Annotated in this window: 23 protein-coding genes and 1 riboswitch; of the genes, 12 read left to right on the forward strand and 11 right to left on the reverse strand. The window is 37.9% G+C overall.

The window, feature by feature from the left end:
• On the reverse strand, positions 1–311 hold a 311-nt coding region (locus AC58NB_RS16675; protein WP_497427927.1), incomplete at its 3' end, for an alpha/beta hydrolase.
• 110 nt (positions 312–421) lie between these two features.
• Here AC58NB_RS16675 and AC58NB_RS16680 point away from each other — a divergent pair.
• Positions 422–952, forward strand: a complete 531-nt coding sequence (locus tag AC58NB_RS16680) for a gamma carbonic anhydrase (protein ID WP_497427928.1) — start codon at positions 422–424, stop codon at positions 950–952.
• A gap of 103 nt (positions 953–1,055) precedes the next feature.
• Positions 1,056–1,910, forward strand: coding sequence for a C39 family peptidase (locus AC58NB_RS16685; RefSeq protein ID WP_497427929.1), 855 nt, complete (start codon positions 1,056–1,058; stop codon positions 1,908–1,910).
• On the opposite strand, the gene asnB is transcribed toward AC58NB_RS16685, so the two are convergent.
• From asnB to metK, 3 genes are all read right to left on the reverse strand, one after another.
• The gene (gene asnB, locus AC58NB_RS16690) at positions 1,907–3,802 is read right to left on the reverse strand and encodes an asparagine synthase (glutamine-hydrolyzing) (protein WP_497427930.1); all 1,896 of its coding nucleotides are present in this window, start codon (positions 3,800–3,802) and stop codon (positions 1,907–1,909) included. The two genes, AC58NB_RS16685 and asnB, sit on opposite strands and share 4 nt — an antisense overlap.
• A 235-nt stretch (positions 3,803–4,037) precedes the next feature.
• Positions 4,038–4,190: a hypothetical protein gene (locus AC58NB_RS16695; protein WP_497427931.1), complete on the reverse strand. Its 153-nt coding sequence runs from the start codon at positions 4,188–4,190 to the stop codon at positions 4,038–4,040.
• Between the two features lie 136 nt (positions 4,191–4,326).
• Positions 4,327–5,526: a methionine adenosyltransferase gene (metK, locus tag AC58NB_RS16700; protein ID WP_497427932.1), complete on the reverse strand. Its 1,200-nt coding sequence runs from the start codon at positions 5,524–5,526 to the stop codon at positions 4,327–4,329.
• A gap of 126 nt (positions 5,527–5,652) precedes the next feature.
• A riboswitch (SAM riboswitch) is annotated at positions 5,653–5,781 on the reverse strand.
• Positions 5,782–6,163: 382 nt separating this feature from the next.
• Between metK and pckA the strand changes: the two genes are divergently transcribed.
• On the forward strand, positions 6,164–7,753 hold the full coding sequence (gene pckA / locus AC58NB_RS16705) for a phosphoenolpyruvate carboxykinase (ATP) (RefSeq protein ID WP_497427933.1): 1,590 nt from the start codon (positions 6,164–6,166) through the stop codon (positions 7,751–7,753).
• 148 nt (positions 7,754–7,901) lie between these two features.
• On the opposite strand, the gene AC58NB_RS16710 is transcribed toward pckA, so the two are convergent.
• Both AC58NB_RS16710 and AC58NB_RS16715 read right to left on the reverse strand, forming a co-directional pair.
• Entirely contained in the window at positions 7,902–8,144 is a 243-nt protein-coding gene (locus tag AC58NB_RS16710; RefSeq protein ID WP_497427958.1) for a DUF2584 domain-containing protein, read from the reverse strand.
• Positions 8,145–8,162: 18 nt separating this feature from the next.
• Positions 8,163–8,990: an alpha/beta hydrolase family protein gene (locus tag AC58NB_RS16715; protein ID WP_497427934.1), complete on the reverse strand. Its 828-nt coding sequence runs from the start codon at positions 8,988–8,990 to the stop codon at positions 8,163–8,165.
• Between the two features lie 113 nt (positions 8,991–9,103).
• On the opposite strand from AC58NB_RS16715, the gene AC58NB_RS16720 reads away from it, so the two are divergent.
• The 3 genes from AC58NB_RS16720 to AC58NB_RS16730 are packed head-to-tail and all read left to right on the forward strand — an operon-like array spanning position 9,104 to position 11,702.
• Positions 9,104–10,111 carry an ABC transporter substrate-binding protein gene (locus tag AC58NB_RS16720; protein WP_497427935.1) on the forward strand — a complete coding sequence of 336 codons (1,008 nt, stop codon included), beginning with the start codon at positions 9,104–9,106 and terminating at the stop codon, positions 10,109–10,111.
• Between the two features lie 18 nt (positions 10,112–10,129).
• Positions 10,130–10,900: an ABC transporter ATP-binding protein gene (locus tag AC58NB_RS16725; RefSeq protein ID WP_497427936.1), complete on the forward strand. Its 771-nt coding sequence runs from the start codon at positions 10,130–10,132 to the stop codon at positions 10,898–10,900.
• Positions 10,887–11,702 (forward strand): ABC transporter permease, encoded by an 816-nt coding sequence (locus AC58NB_RS16730; RefSeq protein WP_497427937.1) that lies wholly within the window; start codon positions 10,887–10,889, stop codon positions 11,700–11,702. Before AC58NB_RS16725 ends, AC58NB_RS16730 begins: the two co-directional genes overlap by 14 nt.
• Here AC58NB_RS16730 and ytkD read toward each other — a convergent pair.
• Positions 11,694–12,167 carry an RNA deprotection pyrophosphohydrolase gene (gene ytkD, locus AC58NB_RS16735; RefSeq protein ID WP_497427938.1) on the reverse strand — a complete coding sequence of 158 codons (474 nt, stop codon included), beginning with the start codon at positions 12,165–12,167 and terminating at the stop codon, positions 11,694–11,696. The two genes, AC58NB_RS16730 and ytkD, sit on opposite strands and share 9 nt — an antisense overlap.
• A 237-nt stretch (positions 12,168–12,404) precedes the next feature.
• On the opposite strand from ytkD, the gene AC58NB_RS16740 reads away from it, so the two are divergent.
• Both AC58NB_RS16740 and ytzI read left to right on the forward strand, forming a co-directional pair.
• A complete protein-coding gene (locus tag AC58NB_RS16740) occupies positions 12,405–12,647 on the forward strand; it encodes a DUF6154 family protein (protein ID WP_497427939.1) in 243 nt (80 codons plus the stop codon).
• A gap of 152 nt (positions 12,648–12,799) precedes the next feature.
• Positions 12,800–12,997, forward strand: a complete 198-nt coding sequence (ytzI, locus tag AC58NB_RS16745; RefSeq protein WP_497427940.1) for a YtzI protein — start codon at positions 12,800–12,802, stop codon at positions 12,995–12,997.
• Between the two features lie 16 nt (positions 12,998–13,013).
• On the opposite strand, the gene AC58NB_RS16750 is transcribed toward ytzI, so the two are convergent.
• Positions 13,014–13,487, reverse strand: coding sequence for an S-ribosylhomocysteine lyase (locus AC58NB_RS16750; RefSeq protein ID WP_497427941.1), 474 nt, complete (start codon positions 13,485–13,487; stop codon positions 13,014–13,016).
• A gap of 136 nt (positions 13,488–13,623) precedes the next feature.
• Between AC58NB_RS16750 and yidD the strand changes: the two genes are divergently transcribed.
• From yidD to AC58NB_RS16770, 4 genes are all read left to right on the forward strand, one after another.
• Entirely contained in the window at positions 13,624–13,857 is a 234-nt protein-coding gene (gene yidD, locus AC58NB_RS16755) for a membrane protein insertion efficiency factor YidD (RefSeq protein ID WP_497427942.1), read from the forward strand.
• 112 nt (positions 13,858–13,969) lie between these two features.
• A complete protein-coding gene (locus AC58NB_RS16760; protein ID WP_497427943.1) occupies positions 13,970–14,938 on the forward strand; it encodes a metal ABC transporter solute-binding protein, Zn/Mn family in 969 nt (322 codons plus the stop codon).
• Positions 14,939–15,048: 110 nt separating this feature from the next.
• On the forward strand, positions 15,049–15,210 hold the full coding sequence (locus AC58NB_RS16765) for a DUF1540 domain-containing protein (RefSeq protein ID WP_497427944.1): 162 nt from the start codon (positions 15,049–15,051) through the stop codon (positions 15,208–15,210).
• 21 nt (positions 15,211–15,231) lie between these two features.
• Positions 15,232–15,426 carry a hypothetical protein gene (locus AC58NB_RS16770; protein ID WP_497427945.1) on the forward strand — a complete coding sequence of 65 codons (195 nt, stop codon included), beginning with the start codon at positions 15,232–15,234 and terminating at the stop codon, positions 15,424–15,426.
• Positions 15,427–15,518: 92 nt separating this feature from the next.
• Here AC58NB_RS16770 and AC58NB_RS16775 read toward each other — a convergent pair whose 3' ends face one another.
• The 3 genes from AC58NB_RS16775 to menB all read right to left on the reverse strand — a co-directional run bounded on the left by AC58NB_RS16775 (position 15,519) and on the right by menB (position 18,482).
• Complete coding sequence (locus AC58NB_RS16775) at positions 15,519–15,650, reverse strand: hypothetical protein (protein ID WP_497427946.1); 132 nt, start codon at positions 15,648–15,650, stop codon at positions 15,519–15,521.
• Positions 15,651–15,729: 79 nt separating this feature from the next.
• A complete protein-coding gene (locus tag AC58NB_RS16780; RefSeq protein ID WP_497427959.1) occupies positions 15,730–17,181 on the reverse strand; it encodes an o-succinylbenzoate--CoA ligase in 1,452 nt (483 codons plus the stop codon).
• Positions 17,182–17,663: 482 nt separating this feature from the next.
• Complete coding sequence (gene menB, locus AC58NB_RS16785) at positions 17,664–18,482, reverse strand: 1,4-dihydroxy-2-naphthoyl-CoA synthase (protein WP_497427947.1); 819 nt, start codon at positions 18,480–18,482, stop codon at positions 17,664–17,666.
• Positions 18,483–18,485: the final 3 nt, after the last annotated feature.

An 18,485-nucleotide genomic window follows, 5' to 3' on the forward strand; every position in this document is an offset into this window, starting at 1 on the left:
TCCTTCATTTGTAACATATTAATAATAATTAATCCTCCCATACTATGGCCCAGCATAAATACCGGCAGGCCAAATGTATAAGCTTCATTCACCCATGAATCAACCTCTTCAATATACTCGTCAAAAGAATTAATATGACCGCGGTTTGCACGTGATGTCAATCCCTGACCTGGTAAATCTCCGATAATCACGTGATACCCTTCTGATAGCCAGCGATCAACTAACCATTTATATCTACCTGAATGCTCCATGGCTCCGTGAACAATAACGATTACACCATAGGCTTTCCCCTCAGCTTCCCACTTTTTCATAGATGAACTCCTCCTGTATGATGTTTAGCTTTATTTTATTTACACATCCTCGCTTTATATGTACACTTTTATTAATTATCTATTTTACAGTAGAAAGCGGAGGTTATGTAATGAAATTATATCAATATATAGATAAAATTCCTTCTATCGATCAATCTGCTTATTTAGCTGATCATGTAGTTGTCAGCGGTGATGTCACAATTGGTGAAAATTCAAGTGTCTGGTTTAACACAGTTATTAGAGGTGATGTCGCGCCTGTGATAATAGGTAGAAATGTGAATATTCAAGATAACTCTGTCCTCCATCAAAGCCCAAATAACCCATTAATCCTTGAAGACAATGTAACAATTGGTCATCAAGTAATTCTTCATAGTTGCCATGTGAAGAAAAATGCTTTAATTGGGATGGGCTCCATTATCCTTGACGGAGCTGAAATAGGAGAAGGTGCCTTTATCGGTGCTGGCAGTTTAGTATCTCAAGATAAAAAAATCCCTCCCAATACACTCGCTTTTGGCCGTCCTGCTAAAGTAATTCGTGAATTAACGGATGAAGATCGTAAAGATATGGAAAGAATCAACAAGGAATATGCAGAAAAAGCCCGTTATTATTCAAGTATACAACCTTTAAAACAGAATAACTAATTATCATTTTTAAAATGGGTATACTCTTTATTGTATACCCATTTTCGTACCTGTTTAGCTATAAATGATACACTTATATTAATCCACTATCAGGAGTATGATAATGAATCCTTTCATTTTAATTTTCTTGTTACTTATTCTCATTTCAACAGCTGTTTATCTCCGGCGTAAATTTCACCCATTGACATTCTTGCTCAGTCTTCTCATGATTATTTTATTGTATGCAGGCTGGAAAAGCTATAACTCCAGTTTCACAACCTTTACAAATCAGCTTTATAAACTAATGAATAAACCGGTAGACTATACGGTTTCTTTATTCCAAGATCAGCTGCAGGCATCTAATCATCCAATAAAAGATGAAGTTTTGCTTGATGTCCCTATAGTCAAACAGCTGCCTGAGCTTCCAAGAGGGTGTGAAGTAACCAGCTTGGCGATGCTACTTCAATATGCCGGTATTCATGCGGAAAAGCTAACACTTGCCGAGCAACTAAAAAAGAACCCTTCCAAAATGGAAAAAATAAATGGACAAGTTTACTATGGTGACCCTAATGATGGATTTATTGGAGATATGTATTCTACTAATAAACCTGGGCTTGGAGTGTATCATACCCCCATTAAAGAATTGGCAGAACGATATATGCCCGGCAGAATAATTGACTTCACTAATAGGGACTTCGATCACATCAAAAAATATCTTTCATCTAATCGACCTATCTGGATTATCATTAATACAGCTTATCAAAAGCTTGACCCATCTTATTTTCATACTTGGGTAACACCAAATGGAAAAATATCGATTACATATAAAGAGCATTCTGTTGTAGTGACGGGCTATGACCAGGATTATATCTATTTTAATGATCCATTAACAGGAATCAAGAATAAAAAAGCACCCGCCGCTGAGTTTGAAAAAGCGTGGGTGCAAATGGGTAAACAAGCCATAACATATAAAGATTAAACCATCTGGCCTCTCCGTATATCCTTTTCAGCTTCTGCCTGAAAAGGATATTTTTCTTCGACATAAACCGAGTACCATATCATAAATACTAAAACAGTCCATAACTTCCGGCTATTATCAGCTCTGCCTGTTACATGATCGTTCATTAGGTTCATAATCACTTGCTTGTCGAGCAAATGATCAGTTTGGCTCTCATTAATGATTTTAATAGCCCAATCATACATTTCATTTTTTAACCAATGTCGGATTGGTACTGGGAAACCAAGTTTTTTACGATTTAGCACGTGATCTGGAATAATTCCCTCCGCGGCTTTTCTTAGAATATATTTTGTGGTTCCAGACGCTGTTTTTAAATCCGTCGGAATACCTGCCGCTACATCAAATACTTTCTTGTCAAGAAATGGAACACGAAGCTCCAAGGAATGTGCCATCGTCATTTTATCTGCTTTTAATAATATATCTCCGCGCAGCCATGTATGAATATCAATATACTGCATTCTGCTCACATCATCATATTCTGATGTTTCTGCATAAAACGGTTGTGTAATGGTTGTATAGTCTTGTCCTTCTTTATATAGCTTGAATAGTTTTCTCTTTTCTTCTTCCATAAACATCTTGGCGTTCCCCAAATAACGTTCCTCTATCGGAGTACAGCCGCGCTCAATGAAACTCTTTCCTTTTACGCCCTCGGGCATTAAGGTGGAAATTTGCTTTAGTCCTTTTTTAATAAAGAAAGGAATCTTATCAAACATAGCCAAGGATTGAGGCTCACGATAAATATTATATCCTCCAAATAATTCATCTGCCCCTTCACCTGACAGAACCACTGTCACATGCTTACGTGCTTCCCTTGCTACAAAATATAAAGGAACACAAGCAGGGTCTGCCAGTGGGTCATCCATATGCCACATAATGTTTGGCAATTCCTTCATATATTCTTCTGGCGTAATAATATAGCTGATGTTCTCTACTCCTAGTTTATCAGCCGTTTCTTTAGCGACATCAATTTCACTGAATCCATTCTGTTCAAATCCAACAGAGAATGTTTTGATACCAGGATGGTATTCTTTTGCAATAGAAGCGATAATCGTAGAATCAATTCCTCCGGAGAGAAAAGAACCGACAGGAACATCACTGCGCATATGCATTTTGACACTGTCATACATAACATCCTGAATTTCTTTTATCCAGTCCTGTTCACTGCGATGAATTGGTTTAAATTCAGCTTTCCAGTATTGACGAATTTGCATAGGCTTGCCAATACTCTTTGTAAAGCAGTGTCCAGGCAGCAATTTTTTCACATTCTTCGTCATGGTAGCTGGTTCCGGAGTAAACTGATAGGTTAGATAATGTTGTAAAGACAAGGGATCTAATTCAGCGTTTTCCATTGCATGCAAAATGCTCTTTTTCTCTGACGCAAAATAGGTCTTATCCTCATTTTCCAAATAAAAAAATGGTTTAATACCAAATGGATCACGAGCACCAAAAACAGATTTCTCCTGTTTATCCCATATCACAAATCCAAACATCCCGCGAAGCATTTCGACTGCTTTTTCTCCATAATGAACAAAAGCAGCTAAGATTACTTCCGTGTCTGAGTTTGTTGTAAATTTCATCCCTTGCTTTTCAAGTATTTCTTTTAATTCCAGATAGTTGTACACTTCCCCATTAAAAATGATCCAATAGCGCTCATTTTCATATGTTAAAGGCTGATGGCCACACTCTATATCAATTATGCTTAATCTTCTAAATCCAAGCTGAATATGTTCATCTATATAAAAGCCCTCGTCATCCGGTCCTCTATGTGTAATCAGATCATTCATACTCTTTAAAAGTTCTTTATCCTGATTTTCCAGCCGTTGATCATGCATGCATCCTACAAATCCACACATTGCTTTTCACCCACTCACTTTACTTCTGACTAGTACATAACTATCAGATCATAATATTTTTTTAACAAAATATGTTATAAATGCTTCATGGGCAAAAATACAGCCAGCAAATATAACTATAGTAATTCCAAAATATAACACCACCAAATTCTACCACTTTTAGACATAAAAAAAAAGAGGCATAATTAGGCCTCTTTAAGACTGTAGACAAAGTTTCCTTATTTCAGGACCAAGTCTACCGTTTTTTTTCAAATCTTCTCTCGTATTCGGTTAACGCTATTTTCTGCAAAATGGGCTCAATTTTTCCACGGGCAAGCATCAACCCTCCTCTCGGAATACTCGAGCTGAATCGAAGTACGCTTTTTATTCCAGCAGGAGTCTTTTTCATTAACTTTCCTTCGTCAAAAATCCAAAAATAAAGAAGGAATTCAGCAATAGACCTCTAATAGGCCAATTGTGAATTCCTTCTACAATCTAAAGAGACATTAATATGCCTCTTTCATTTAAATATGTTTATCGACTTCTTATAAACCAGCTTCAGTACGTAATACTCCTACTTTATCTGTTCTCTCCCAAGGAAGATTTAAGTCATTGCGTCCAAAATGCCCATAAGCTGCTGTTTGTTTATAAATTGGACGTCTTAGATCAAGCATTTTTATAATGCCGGCAGGTCGAAGATCAAAATTAGCACGTACTAATTCAATTAATCTTTCTTCTTCAATTTTTCCTGTACCGAACGTATCGATTGAAATAGATACAGGCTGTGCGACACCAATTGCATAGGCCAACTGTACTTCAGCTTTATCTGCTAGACCAGCTGCAACAATGTTTTTAGCTACATACCTAGCAGCATAAGCTGCAGATCGGTCTACCTTCGTAGCATCTTTACCGGAGAAAGCTCCTCCGCCATGGCGTGCATATCCACCATACGTGTCAACAATAATTTTACGTCCAGTCAGGCCTGCATCCCCTTGTGGTCCGCCAATAACAAAACGGCCTGTTGGGTTAATAAAGTATTTCGTTTCTTCATCAATAAGATGAGCTGGAACAACGGGCTTTATCACTTGTTCTTTTAGATCTTTCTTAATTTGTTCAAGTGTTGTTTCAGCATCGTGTTGTGTAGAGATAACAATTGTATCAATTCTAACCGGTTTTTGATTTTCATCATATTCAACCGTAACTTGTGTTTTACCATCCGGTCGCAAATATGGCAACACGTTCTGCTTACGAACTTCAGCCAGCTTTCTAGATAATTGATGAGCAAGAGAAATTGGAAGAGGCATTAATTCTTCTGTTTCATTGCAGGCAAACCCAAACATCAATCCTTGGTCTCCCGCACCAATAGCTTCTATCTCTTCATCAGACATTGTACCTTCTCTTGATTCCAAAGCCTGGTCAACACCCTGGGCAATGTCAGCAGATTGTTCATCAATAGAGGTTAATACAGCACATGTTTCTGCATCAAAGCCATATTTAGCTCGTGTGTACCCAATTCCTTTGATTGTATCGCGTACGATTTTTGGAATATCAACATACGTAGATGTCGTGATTTCCCCTGCAACCAGAACTAATCCAGTCGTAACAGAGGTTTCACAAGCTACCCTCGCATTTGGATCCTTAGCTAGTATTTCATCCAATATGGAATCTGAAATCTGATCACAAATTTTATCCGGATGACCTTCCGTTACAGATTCTGATGTAAATAAATGTCTTTTATTAGACATATTTCTTCCTCCTTCAGCTTCCCTGTTTATGGCTACTCATTATCTTTAATTATCTCCTGATTATACGAAAAAAGACCTTTCCCCTTTAAAAGAGGAAAGGTCTGAGTCTCAGAAATCTGCCTTTCACTCTCATCGTTCAAGGCAATATAACCTTGCATCAAGTTAGCACCTTTGCGTGATTACTTATAAAAGGAATCAAACTGCAGGTTGCCCCGGCTTCATAGAGCTCGTCTCTCCACCGAGTCTTGATAAGAGTATCCATATTAAATGTATATGATATCTTATTCATCAAAGCCTGTCAACAAATCAATAGGAATATATTGTTAAGGTAACAAGTCATAGTTGGATTCCCTATGGAAAGGCACAATAAAATGTTTAAAATTCGCAATCTAAAAATAATATTGATATAATTAATTTGTGAATATTCTAAATTAACATATATATAAAACACGCTCTATTTTAATTTTAAATATCAAAATTTCATTCTCTGTTTTCATTATATTTGTTATTTAAATATAACAAATAGGATGACCCTGATTTGGAAAACAACGCGATTAGTATGGATAATTATGTTAAATGTGTTATACTAATTTCCATATAATGTACTTATCAAAATTCTGGAAAAGGATGATCTCGTATGAACAGTGTAGGAGTTTCCAATGAATTAAAGCAATTACTTACTCATGATAATATTCATATTCAGCTTTCCGTGCCACAATTAGTTGAAAAAGTATTAACCAGAAAAGAGGGAGTCCTTACATCCACTGGAGCTGTTAAAGCAGAAACAGGCAAATATACTGGTAGGTCTCCAAAAGATAAATTTATTGTTGAAGAAGCTTCCACTATCAATAAAATAGCTTGGGGAAGCGTTAATCAGCCGATATCTGAAGCTGTTTTTTCAAAACTGTATGAAAAAGTAATCGATTACCTCGAAAAAAGAGATGAATTATTCGTCTTTAATGGTTTTGCCGGGGCTGCAACAGATTATCGCCTTCCCATTCAAGTCATCAATGAATATGCCTGGCACAATTTATTTGTCCATCAACTTTTTATCCGTCCCACTGAAGAGGAGCTCCTTGATCATTCACCTGAGTTTACAATTATCTCGGCTCCAGGATTTAAAGCAGATCCGCTAGTGGATGGTACACATTCAGAAACATTTATCATCATCTCTTTTGAGAAGAAAGTCGTTCTAATCGGAGGCACTGAATACGCCGGAGAAATGAAAAAATCTATTTTCTCCATTATGAATTACCTGCTTCCAGAGAAGAATGTGTTTTCTATGCATTGTTCAGCTAATGTTGGTTTTGAAGGCGATGTCGCCCTTTTCTTTGGTCTGTCCGGAACAGGAAAAACCACTTTATCAGCTGATCCTAACCGTCGTTTAATCGGTGATGATGAACACGGCTGGTCGCCTGAAGGTGTATTTAATATTGAAGGCGGCTGTTACGCCAAATGTATTAATCTTTCACAGGAAAAAGAACCTCAAATATTTAATGCAATTCGATTTGGTTCTGTGCTTGAGAATGTAATGGTGGACGAAAATACACGAGTTGCAGATTATGATAATGGAATGTTAACAGAAAATACGCGTGCTGCTTACCCTATAGAAGCCATGCAAAACATCGTCAAACCAAGTATTGCAGGCCATCCTAATACCATCATCTTTTTAACAGCTGACGCTTTTGGTGTGTTGCCTCCAATCAGTAAATTAACAAAAGAACAGGCTATGTATCATTTCTTAAGCGGATATACTAGTAAGTTAGCCGGTACTGAACTCGGAATCACCTCACCGCAGGCAACCTTTTCTACCTGCTTCGGTTCACCGTTCCTTCCGCTGCATCCAACAAAGTATGCTGAGATGCTTGGTAAAAATATAGAGGAACATCAAGTTCAGGTTTATCTTGTTAACACAGGCTGGACCGGAGGCGAATATGGAACCGGCAGCCGTATGAAGCTTTCTTATACACGATTGATGATTCAAGCCGCATTAGAGGGCGAACTGACCAATATTGAAACGGTTCAAGACAGTATATTTGGATTAGCCATTCCTCTACATGTTCCTGGGGTTCCTGATGAAGTTTTACAACCCCAGAAAACTTGGGAAAATCAAGAAGCCTATTATGAAAAAGCAAATGAGCTGGCTGATAAATTCAGAGATAATTTCAAGGAATTTAAAAATATCAATCCTGAGATTGAATTAAAAGGCGGACCAATCAAATTTTAATAAGAAATGGTGCCTAAAAGTCATACTATCTGACTTTCAAGGCACCATTTTTTATTTCCCTCTCATACGTCAACGTATCGATACAAAGTAAAAACAAACCTTTTGCCCAACAATGACCAGGATAAAGGTTTGTTCTTTTAGTATCATTTTAATTACTGGAGTTTAGAGAAATCAATTCATATGTAATGGTCGTATATTTACTTTCCCATTCCACCTTTTTTATCAGCGCTGTTCCTCTCGACTCTCCATCAAGTGTTTTTTTGATATCAATCGGGATCTCAATCGGATATAAACGATAACCTTCTTTTTTTAGAATAAAAAGATTCTCCCCAATACGCTTTTCATTCGCCTTTGTCACAATGAGTGTATTTAACTCCATTGGCATACCCAATTCTCTCATCCCCCAGTTTCATCCTTTTATTTCAATGGTACCATTTGAAGCCGCTTCTTTCATCCATTTCGTCAAATCCGTGACAATCTGCCGGTTTATTTTCGGAGGGAAATAATGAGTATACCCCTTAAGGTACCATACATCGAAACTCTTACCGTAATCTTTTAGCCTGCTTCTTAATAAATTGGCATGTTCAACCGAAACGTTTTCATCTCTTTCGCCATGGATAATCAGAACTTCACATGAGATTTTATCAATTTCATACAAAGGTGTACGGGATTTATATTCATCCGGCAGCTTGTTTGGCGAACCTCCAATAACCCTTTTCAGCATTCTTCTTAAATCGATTCTTTCGACGTAGGTTAGAGTCATATCAGAAACTCCTCCCCATGTGACAAGAGAAGCTGCATCCTGGCAGTATATAGCAGTCCACAATGCCATAATACCCCCACGAGAAAAGCCGAAGATATGAACCCTGTTCGGATTAACTTTTTTATGCTGCTTCAAAAGCTCAAATCCAGCAATGGCATCCCAACGATCTTCTCCAGCAAAATCTTCTTCTCCTTCTCCCCCCTGATTACCACGATAAAACGGTGCAAACACAACAAATCCCTGACTTGCAAACTGAATGATACGTCCTGGACGGACTTTTCCAACATTTTTAATACCTCCGCGCAAATATAAAAATCCATCCATTATTTCATTTATTTTAGGTTCAGCTAAGAGGCCCTTAACCAGCAACCCATTCGATAAGTAGGTAACGATAAATAAGTCTATATCCGGATGCGGTGATGGATATCGACGTTTATCTATGATACTTCCAAGTGATGATTGTAGTTTCTGCATAATCCGGACTCCTTTACGTTTGTAGCATGGGCATTCACACAAATATATACCATACATACAATACTATTAACTAAACTCTGGCATACATACTGCCTACTAAGGAGGAAATTCCCTTGAAACACTATCTTAAAACCATCTTCTTTTGTATGCTCTCCGTTCTGCTTATCTTTAGCTTATCAGCTTGCAAAGAAAGTGAGCCAACTGAAAAAATGACAAAAGTTAAAGTAGCAGAGGTCACCCGCTCCATTTTTTATGCACCTGAATATGTTGCCTTGGCCAAAGGATTTTTTAAGGATGAAGGGCTTGACGTAGAATTGCAAACCGCATGGGGCGGCGACAAAACAATGACGTCCCTTCTATCTGGTGGAGCTGATATCGCACTTGTCGGCTCGGAGACTTCCATTTATGTTCATGGACAAAATTCACGAGATCCAGTTATTAATTTTGCCCAACTTACACAAACAGACGGAACTTTCCTAGTTTCAAGAGAAAAAATCGATAACTTTGACTGGAACATGCTGAAAGATAGTACATTTCTTGGGCAAAGAAAAGGTGGAATGCCACAAATGGTTGGAGAATATGTACTGAAAAAACATAATATCGACCCTAAAAAAGATCTTAAATTAATTCAAAATATTGATTTTGCCAATATTGCCAACGCCTTTGCTTCAGGAACAGGAGATTATGTACAGTTATTTGAACCACAGGCCAGTGTCTTTGAGAAAGAAGGCAAAGGACATATTGTTGCTTCCTTTGGAAAAGAATCAGGCCATGTGCCCTACACCACCTTTATGGCAAAAGAAAGCTATTTGAAGGAAAATGAAGATCTAGTTAAACGTTTTACAAAAGCAATTTATAAAGCACAAAAATGGGTTGAAGAAACGGATTCCAGTGAAGTCGCAAAAGCGATCCACTCGTATTTTGAAGATACAGATGTTGAGATTATTGAAATGGCCATTGATCGATATAAATCTCAGGAATCCTTTGCCCTAAATCCAATTCTTGATGAAGAAGAATGGCTAAATCTACAGGATATCATGAAAGAAGCAGGGGAAATCGATTCCTACATCGATCATAAAACCTTGGTAAATACAAAAATTGCAGAAGAAGTTTCCAAATAAGGTAAGGAGGCAGAGGATATGCCTTTATTAACAATAGAGAATGTATCTCATCTCTATTTATCTAAAACACAAGCGTCTATCGCATTAGAAAATATATCGCTTACGATTGAGGAGGGGGAATTTATTTCCCTCCTCGGTCCAAGCGGCTGTGGAAAAACTACCCTTTTATCCATTATATCCGGACTCTTTAAACCAACCGAAGGAAACGTGAACCTATACGGAAAAGATGTTCTTGCCAATCGTCAGGATATCGGATATATGCTGCAACAAGATTATTTATTTCCCTGGAAAACGATTAAAGAAAATATTCTGATTGGACTAAAATTGTTAAAGCAATTGGACCCAAAGCATGAAGAGCAAACCATCGCTTTATTGGAAGAAATCGGCTTGAAAGATGTATTGACTAAATTCCCCAGAGAATTATCAGGTGGAATGCGCCAACGGGTAGCGCTTGTCAGAACCCTGGCAACAAACCCAACCCTTCTCTTACTCGATGAACCTTTTTCAGCTCTAGATTTGCAAACCAAACTCAAACTTGAAGATATTGTTTCAAGCACATTAAAGTCCTTTAAAAAAACGGCCATTCTAGTTACACACGATATAGGAGAAGCTGTAGCCATGAGTGATCGTGTCTTCCTCCTTTCTCCGAAACCAGGAAAAATTCACATGGAGTTTGATGTCCCAAAAGAGTTAAGAGCATTGTCTCCATTTGACGCAAGAAACCATCCAGACTATTCAGATGTATTTCAGCTTATATGGAAGGAGATGGAACAGTTTGACGGATCATAAGCAAAAAATTAATTTTCTCCACAAGAACTATATCCAACAATTAAAAAACACCCAACATAAAGTTTGGCTCTATCAGGGTGTTATATTCGTTTTATTCTTTACTGTTTGGGAACTCGCAAGTCATTTTAACTGGATAGACCCTCTTCTGTTCAGCTCTCCTTCTAAAATCACCCAAATGCTGATTGAAAAAATAAAGGATGGCAGCCTGATCAGCCATCTCGGACTGACAGTGTTTGAGACGGTAATCAGTTTTATATTAGGTACATTATTAGGGACGCTTCTAGCGGTTGCCTTATGGTGGTCACCTATGCTATCAAAAGTATTGGATCCCTATTTAGTGATCTTTAATGCTATGCCGAAGGTTGCGCTTGGACCTATTATCATTGTAGCAATGGGGCCTGGATTAACATCCATTATCACTAATGGAATCATTATCTCCGTCATCGTTACAACGATTGTCGTCTACACGAGCTTCAAGGAAATCGATCCTAATTATATAAAGGTACTGGAAACATTTAATGCTGGCCGTATGCAAATCTTTAAGGAAGCTGTTTTACCTTATTCTTTTCCAGTCATCATTTCCACGCTAAAAGTAAATGTCGGTCTTGCTTGGGTTGGTGTCATAGTCGGTGAATTTCTCGTCTCGTCACAGGGACTTGGCTATTTAATTATTTATGGATTCCAAGTATTTAATTTCACACTCGTATTAATGTCTTTACTCGTGATAGCCGTATTTGCAACAATCATGTATAAAATGGTCGAGTTCGTTGAAGCTAAATTAATACGCGACCGCTTACAGTAAATGTAACTGATTAATTTTATCCAAGCATATCAAAATTACAGGGTCCTTCATGATAAAACTGTATTGGTCACTCGTTTGAAAGTCATTTGGCAGATTGGATATCATAACGGGTCCATCTGTTTCCATATAATCATCTTTCAATGTGATAGCAGTAAGATCTGCGTAAAAAACGGCCTTTATAAAAGAACCAGCTGGATCGAATACTTTATACTCACCAATTGGAATGACCTTTTTGGCTTCTCCCCCTGTTTCTTCATATACCTCACGAATCGCTGCCTGAACAGGGGTTTCGTTTTTTTCTACCTTGCCTCCCGGAAATTCAAGACCTCTTTTGGTATGCTTGGTGAGAACCCAGCTTTCTTTATACCGACATATGACTAATACATGACCAGCTTCACGTTCAAAATGACCTTGTTCTTCCTGGAAATGGACTTCGTTACCCTGAATATCTTTAAATATCGCCATCTTTCATCTTCCACCATTTCTTATTTATTTTAGTTATCTCAATTATATCAAAATAGACCTTTGTTATTTGTACAGCTAGGCTTTTGCCCTTTACTCATCTTCTTACACAGAATCAACTATCCGATTTACAGATAGAATTAATAATATTTTCTGGATAACAAGAGTACATTTATAAAGGTTGGGGTAAATAATTACTATATAAATCGTGATTTACGAAATTGAAAGGAGTTCTTTACAGTGAATTTTATTGATGAATTGTATCAATTGTATCGTGATAAATTAACTGGCGATGACGAGGATATTGATATTTTAGCTTTAGCCGTATTGGAACAACTTGACCGTAAGGATGTTATGCAATTGATTAATGAACTGGAAGATCGTGAACTGTATAATTTAATGGGTATATACATAATTGATAGCCTAAAAAAACGATTTGCAAAAGAAGATATCCAACAGTCATCGTCAAAATATTTGCATTAAGTAAGAGTACATAGACAAACCTTCTGTAGAGGAGGTTTTTTTTATTTCCGATGATTCTTTTTAAAGCTATACTTGCTCAAAAAGGATAATAGACAGATTTTTTTTGGAAAATAAATGGTATAATCAAATCAACAAAGACTGGGGGTATATACATGGGGATGACAGGGATTTTTATTATAGGAGCAGTTATAATCGCTTTGGTAATAGGGGTCACAGCACTGGTTACTACTAAAGCATATGAATACAAACATACCATTGACCCATTAGAGCATAATCCACATATAGATGGAGAAGAAATTCATCAATCTAGTACCTCCGGGATAAACAATACTAAAGAATCCCCATATTAAATGGGGATTCTGCTTTTTACGCAAATACTTGCTTTAACTCTTCTTTGCTTTGTGTTAACCAAAATTTCATTAACTTTTTGGCACCCTCAAGATCATGTAGCTTAGCTTGACCGCATTGCTTTTCATTTGCTGCTGGGATTTCCGTAATCTCTACAGCTTCTTTCATTGTTTTATCAAGTACATCAATAATTTCCTCAACTGTCGGTTCACCACTGACTACCAAATAAAAACCTGTTTGACATCCCATTGGGGAAATATCAATTATATCAAAATGAGAATAAGCTTCAGAATACTTCCTAATATTAAATGCTAATAGATGCTCTAAAGTATGAATAGCATCTGGCTTCATAGCCTGCTTATTTGGCTGACAGAAACGGATATCAAATTTATTAACAACTCCATCGCTTCCTACTTTATGAACTCCACAGTGACGAACATACGGGGCTTTAACAGCATTATGATCCAATTCAAAACTTTCAACAGATGGCATAATAAAACCTCCCTTTCAGCTATTACTTATTTTACCTGTTCTCATGCAATATTTCATCCCTAAAGTTTGAATTTTCCCTCTTAAGGCATTATGATATGGTTGTATCAAATGATTTTCCCAAAGGAAGCCTAAAAACATGAAAAAATTATTATTAAAAATTGTTCGCTTTTATCAAGTAGCCATTTCACCTTTAAAGCCACCCAGCTGCAGATTTTATCCAACTTGTTCCCACTATGGCCTGGAAGCCATTGAGCGTTTCGGTCCCATAAAAGGAACATGGCTAACCATAAAACGAATATCTAAATGCCATCCTCTGCATGCGGGTGGGTTTGATCCTGTACCTCCAAAACAAGAAAAAAAAGGCTCTTGATTTACTAAAAAAAGCCGTGTATTATACTATATATGCAAATCGGAACCTTTTCGATTTATCTTTTTTTGTTTAACAAATCGTAATGAATACGATTAACGGGAGGATATTATTTTTGAAAAAATTATCATTTATATTCGCACTCATACTTGGCGCGTCTATTTTTCTCACTGGATGCAAGGAGGACAATAGTGCAGCTAATATTCAAAATGAAAACCAGCTTTCCATTTATACAACTGTCTATCCTTTAGAATATATGACCAAACAGATTGGTGGGGACTTTGTCAATGTTTCTTCTATCTATCCGGCAGGTGTAGATGAGCATACGTTTGAACCGACACAAAAAGATATCATCAATATCGCTGAATCTGATTTGTTTTATTACATTGGATATAATCTTGAAGGCTTTGCAAACAATATAACCAAAACACTTGCTAATGAAAATGTTGAAATGAATGCCATCGGTGAAAAGGTAAAGCTTGATGCTCATGAAGAACATGAGGAAGAAGGACATAACCACGAGGATCACGAGCATGAAGACGATGGCCATGATCACGGCTCAGTCGACCCGCATCTTTGGATAGATCCATTATATGCAAAGGAAATGGCAAAACACATTAAAGATTCACTGATTGAAAAAATGCCTGAACAAGAACGTACATTTGAGGAAAATTACCAAGTATTATCTCAGAAATTTGATGAGTTGAATACAGAATATACAAATGTATTCAGCAAAGCTCAGCACAAAGAATTCCTTGTTTCTCATGCGGCTTTTGGATACTGGGAAGAACGATATGATGTGGAACAAATAAGCGTATCTGGTTTATCCACTTCTGAAGAGCCATCTCAAAAATCTTTAGAGAAGCTTGTGGATACCGCCAAGGACCACGAACTTAAATACATTTTAGTTGAACAAAATGTAAATAGTAAATTGACTGATGTTATACAAAAAGAGGCTAAGCTAACTTCATTGCCTATTCATAATTTATCTATTCTGACGCAGGACGATATTGAAAAAGAACGCGATTATTTTTCAATTGCAAAAGACAATTTAGACTCTCTTCAAAAAGCATTAAACGAATAATAGTATAAGATAACCCGAATCCTAAATGGATTCGGTTTTTTTCTTCCTGTATTTACTTCACATATGAAAGACCAAATGATACATGATACAAATAAAGGAGGGATTTTTCTATGCCTAATGGTGTTAAGTGCTCCGTAAACAGCTGCCATTTCTGGAAACAAGGTAATAAATGCGCAGCAGAAAAAATACAAGTAAATATGTATTCTGAAGAACGCGCTTTAAGAAGTGGCGATACAGGATGTAAAACCTTCCGCCCCGCTGATTTTTTATAAAAGAAAGGCTGATATTTCTAAATGGATATCAATCATATACTACATGGTTTTCACAAAGACTTGCAGAATTCCACTGCTCTAACCTTTCCTATTTGCGTGGACTCTTTTACAAATTACTGGAGTACTGAATTCGGTTCACTGGATGAATTACCAAAGGAAGTAGACCATCTTATAGCAAAGCGTGGATTGGAATTGGGATTGCTGGAAGAGGAATAAAGAAAAGCGCCCCTCATGCTGTGCTGCACCCCAAAAGTTAGAGTGAAAAAAATCTAACTTTTAGGGGTCACATCATACAGGGCGCTTTTCTCCTATAAACTTTTCTTTACTAATTCAACAACTTCTTTTTCAGCCACATTTGTAATTGCGGTAATAACTGATAATGGGAGTCCGCGACGCAACAAGATCTCAGCAATCAAGTATTGCTTATTCGAACGAGCCATTTCTTCCCCGCCTTCTTATGTCTTTTTTTTCATTATACAGGATTTGAAGGCTGAATAAAATAAGTCCAATACCCAATATTCAGAATTGATCAAAAAATTTACCTAACTCTTTTCTCATTAATTTATTGGAGGCATTACGGGGCAATTCATTAACGAATACCACTTTTTTAGGTATTTTATAACGAGCTAACCTCGTTTCACAAAATTCGATAACTTCTCTCGAATGCAAGTGGCTACCTGATACCGGAACAATAGCAGCTGCCGGAACAGCTCCCCACTGATCATCATATATGCCACTGACACCAGCCTCTTTTATGGCTGGATGTTCTGACAGTATTGATTCAATTTCAGCGGGATAAATATTTTCCCCACCAGAAATGATTAAATCAGATCGTCTATCAATTACAAACAAATAACCTTCCTCATCGATATAACCGATATCACCTGTAAAAAACCATCCATCCTCGAATGATTCCGCTGCCCTATCATGGAGATATCCCGGAGTCACATTCGGACCTTTTACGGCTATCTCTCCCGGTATATTACAGCCAGCTATGCTCCCATCAACAATAACTTTAATTTCACATGGCATTAAAGGCTTTCCTACAGAGCCTAGTTTACGTTTAGCATCTTCTGGTGCCAGCGTAACAATTTGAGAGCAAGTTTCTGTCATCCCATAGGTTTGAAAAACAGGGATGTTTTTAGCTGTCAGCTTTTGCAATAGCGTCATTGGAGCAGATCCTCCCCCCAGCAGCATGCATCGGAAGTGCTCAGGGTACAGGCTCTCTTCTCCTAAATCCTCAAGCATTCGCTTTAATGTATTCGTCACGACTGAACAGATGGTAACACCTTGGTTCTGAATGGCTTCATTTGCTTGTGCAGGATCAAATCCCCTTTGCAAAACGGTCTCCCTTCCGTAAATGACAGATTTAAAAAGAATTGATAATCCGCTGATATGAAACAATGGCATAAAACACAGCCATTTATCCTGATCACGCAAGCCTAAATTTAAAGCAGAACCAACCGCACTCCAAAAATGATTGCCGATTGTTTGCCTAACAGCTTTGGGTTGACCAGTTGTACCAGATGTATACATAATGGTTGCCGTTTGATTGAAGGATAAATGCTTCATTTCTTCAAATGGCTTCCTCTTGGTCATCTTTAATTTATCTAGCGTGAGCACGGGGATATTCAGTAGCATATCACTATCTGATATCAGATAATCCGCTTGAGCATCTGCTAATTGCCAGCCCTTCTCCCGATCGGTTAAACGAATATTAATGAGGACAATTTTAGCTCCAATTAAAAAAAGGGCATGTATGAGGAAGACCATCTCCGGTCTATTCGTCATATTAATTCCAATTACATGCCTCTCTGTAACACCTAATTCCGTCAATCTCTCAGCATACAAACGGGCATTTTCATATAAATCTCTAAACGTCCATTTCTCTCCCTCAAACGAAAGAGCCACACGCTCTGGCGTCACATATGCCCGTTGAATCAAAAACTGCGGAATCACCGTATCATTCAACACAAAAACACCACCTTAACTATAAAGCTGAGACGACTGGTCAGGAGCGACAAGCATAAGACAAATACTCGGAGGGAGGGTACTTCTCCCGTAGAGTATTTGCTTATGACTCGAGCTCCTAGGAGTCGAAGCTGAATTAACTATAAAGCTGAAGGGCCTTGGTCAGACGCGACAAGCATAAGACAGAGGCTTGGAGAGGGTGTTCCTCCCCCGCAGAGGCTATGCTTATGTCTCGAGCGGCTTAGGCCCTGAAGCTGGATTAAGTATAAAGCTGAGACGACTGGTCAGCTCCGCCAAGCATAAGGAGAGGCCCGTAGAGAGGATCTTTTATGGTCCAAAGGCTTGTGGCCAATGTCTCCACGACCTACATCCTTGTAGGCCCTAGAGCCCCCAAAAGCACGCCTGTCGCTTATTTATTATCATTCGCTTATATGCACATAAAAACAGCCTGACGATAGGCGTCAAGCTGTTTTCCTTCCCGATTAAGGGAATCTAGGGAATTGGTCGAAGTCTGGATTGCGTTTTTCTTTAAATGCATCGCGTCCTTCTTTAGCTTCATCAGTTGTATAATAAAGCAGTGTAGCATCGCCTGCCAGCTGCTGAAGTCCCGCTAATCCATCTGTATCCGCATTGAAAGCTGCTTTCAAGAAACGAAGAGCAGTTGGACTTTTCTCAAGCATTTCTTCACACCATTGTACGGTTTCTGCTTCAAGTTGTTCAAGAGGAACCACTTTATTTACCAAGCCCATCTCAAGTGCTTCTTGTGCATCATATTGACGGCATAAGAACCAGATTTCTTTTGCTTTCTTATGACCTACTATTCTAGCTAAATAGCCTGCACCATAACCTGCATCAAAGCTTCCAACCTTTGGACCTGTTTGACCAAAACGAGCATTTTCAGCTGCAATCGTTAAATCACAAACAACATGCAGTACATGGCCTCCGCCAATAGCATATCCTGCTACCATTGCGATAACTGGCTTTGGAATAACACGAATTAAGCGTTGAAGATCCAAAACATTTAGACGTGGAATTTCATCTTCGCCCACATATCCTCCATGACCGCGAACTTTTTGGTCACCGCCGGAACAGAATGCCATATCACCTGCACCTGTTAAAATGATAGCACCAATTTCTTTATCGTCTCTGGCACGAGAAAAAGCATCAATCAATTCCATTACCGTTTTTGGACGAAATGCATTGCGCACCTCTGGACGGTTGATCGTGATTTTAGCAATCCCATTATATCTTTCATATAAAATATCTTCATATGTACGAATGGTTACCCAATCAAAAGCCATTTT

The sequence above is a fragment of the Pradoshia sp. TA40_28 genome (assembly GCF_059694525.1).